At 68.6% G+C, this 2,497-nt stretch carries 2 protein-coding genes and 1 pseudogene; 2 read left to right on the top strand and 1 reads right to left on the bottom strand.

The window, feature by feature from the left end:
* Positions 1-464: pseudogene (locus tag E1264_RS41940) on the bottom strand (HEAT repeat domain-containing protein); the annotation flags it as partial.
* Between the two features lie 161 nt (positions 465-625).
* On the opposite strand from E1264_RS41940, the gene E1264_RS41935 reads away from it, so the two are divergent.
* The gene (locus E1264_RS41935) at positions 626-1,087 is read left to right on the top strand and encodes a nuclear transport factor 2 family protein (RefSeq protein WP_132183046.1); all 462 of its coding nucleotides are present in this window, start codon (positions 626-628) and stop codon (positions 1,085-1,087) included.
* A 95-nt stretch (positions 1,088-1,182) separates the two neighbouring features.
* Entirely contained in the window at positions 1,183-2,412 is a 1,230-nt protein-coding gene (locus E1264_RS41930; protein ID WP_243711507.1) for a hypothetical protein, read from the top strand.
* Positions 2,413-2,497: the final 85 nt, after the last annotated feature.

Raw genomic sequence — 2,497 nt, 5'->3', positions numbered from 1 at the left:
GCCAGGACGAACGGGGCCGCCGCCCGTACTGACGGGTCGCTGTCGTTCAGGAGGGTGAGCAGTTTTGGGACGCCGGCCTCCACTGCGGCGCGGGACGCTCGTGCCCAGTCGAGGACTGTGTCGTATTCGGTTTCGTCGTGTTCCTCCAAGTCCCAGATTGAGGTGGCGATGTCCGAGAGAAGTCCCAGAATGCGCGGGCGATGGTGGGTGGCCGGAAGCGAGACCAGCTCGTAGAGCGCGGCGACGGCGGGAACTGTCGCCGGGTAGACCCAGCCTTGGTGGTAAATCGTGCCGGACAGGTTGTGCAGGGCCCGTTCGGCCATTGCCGGATCGTCCGAGGCGACTTGCTCCAGCATTTCGGGCACGGTGACTGCGGTGCCGTAGGCGTGGGTCAGCGCCGTCCAGTCGGCGGTGTGGTGAAAGCGGCCGCCTGTCGGTGGTTGCCTCTGACCGATGTCTTTCATGGTGGGCGCGCGGTCTCTCCGGGGCGGTTGGAGTCGGACGCTGGCCATTGTGCTCCAAGGCGGTCGCGGCGGTCGGGCGGTCCTTGGAGCCTGGATGTAGCCGGAGGGCGGAGCTAGAACCTGTTCTTGTCTGGGGTGGGCTGATCCAGCAGGCTGGGGGCATGGACCTTGTTGCGCTGGAAGAGATCCGCCGGTTGAAGCATCGGTACCTGCGGTGCGTCGACCTGAAGTTGTGGGACGAGTTCGCCGACGTGTTCACCGAAGAGGCCGTTGCGGAGTACGACACGCCGTTGCTCGGCAAGACGCTCAGGCTGGAGGGGCGGGACGCGATCATCGGCTACATGCGGGCGAACCTCGGGCCCGACAAGATTTCCACGCACACCGCGGGCTGCCCGGAGATCGATGTGGACGGTGAGCGCGCGACCGGCATCTGGTCGCTGGACGACACGATCATCATTCCGGAGCACCGCCTGCTCATCCGGGGTGCCGCGTTCTACCACGACGCCTACCGGCGGGGCGCGGACGGGCAGTGGCGCGTCGAACGCACGGGCCACCGCCGGACGTACGAGTACACGGTCTCCCTGGACGACATGCCGAGCCTGAAGTTCACCACCTCCCAGTGACCGGGACGGCGCCGTTGACTCGACATAGAACGGGTTCTAGCGTCTCCGTTTCGATGACGTGCGCTGCATGCCGTTTCTGATCCCAGGAGTGCCCGGTGGCCATCGACCCAGCCGCAAGCCAGCTCGGCCCCGTCGACCATTCCGGGTCGGCGACGCAGTCGTTCGCTGAAGCGGTCCTGGAGGCGGAGCGGATCATTCGGAGCGCGCCGCACGTCACGTCCGACCAGGATCTGGCGGAGGGGCTCGACTACCTGGCGGGCAGCATCAAGGCGTCGTTGCACATGGTGGGCGCCTACCAGCACGAACACCCCTACTTCGCGTCCTCCACCGGGCCCTACACCAAGCTGGGGCTCGACAATCCCGACACGCTGTATTTTCACGCATACCTGCGGGACGACGCCGAATACGTGGTCACCGGGCGGCGCGGCACGACCGCCGATCTGAGCTTCCAGATCATGAACGGCGACTATTCGCCCACCCGGTCGCCCGACAGCCTCACCGCCTTCGACGACCGCGAGCTGGACATCGCGGCGGACGGCACGTTCCGGCTCCGCTTCGGGCCGCCGAGACCGGACGCGGGTCCGGGGTACGTCGCGCTGCCTCCGGGCTCGGCGATGCTGATCGTCCGCGAGGTGTTCAGCGACTGGGAGAACGAGCGGCCGGGCGAGATCCGCATCCATCGCGCCGACACGCTCGGGACGTCGCCGCCGCCCGTCCCGTCCGGGCGGATGGCCAGGCGGTACGAGGTCGCGGGCAAGATGCTCCTGGCCAGGCTGCGCACCTTTCTGGCCTTTCCCGAATGGCACTACCTGAAGCTGCCGGTCAACACGCTGACGGAGCCGCGCCCCACGCCGGGCGGGCTGGCCACGCAGTTCTCGTCCGTCGGCCACTACGACCTGGGCGACGACGAGGTCATGGTGATCACCGCCCCGGCCGTGGACCGCGCGGTGGCGCCCTACCAGGGATTCCAGCTCGGCAGCATGTGGTACATCTCGCTCGACTACATCAACCACCAGACGAGCCTCACCGCGGACCAGGCCCGCGTGGACGAGGACGGCATGATCCGCTACGTGGTCGGCGAACGCGACCCCGGCCTCGCCAACTGGATCGAACGCACCGGACACCGCCGCGGCTACCTGCAGTTCCGCTGGCAGCGCCTCACCCGCGACCTCACGCCGGAGGACGGGCCGTCCGCCGAGGTGATGCGGTTCGGCGAGCTGCCGCGCCGGCTCCCGTATTACGACCGGCAGCGCGTCACCGAACCGGAGTGGACGCAACGCATCGCGACCCGCCAGGTCGCCGTCGCCCGCCGGATGCTCGGCTGATGCCCGCCGACCTGCCCGGAGCCCCACGCCCCGCCGGGCTGCCGGACGCCGAATCGTCGGCCGCCGGAACGTTGGGGGCTGGGGG

The sequence above is a fragment of the Actinomadura sp. KC216 genome, assembly GCF_004348535.1.
GTDB lineage: Bacteria > Actinomycetota > Actinomycetes > Streptosporangiales > Streptosporangiaceae > Spirillospora.
This window is presented reverse-complemented; position numbering and strand designations above follow the sequence as displayed.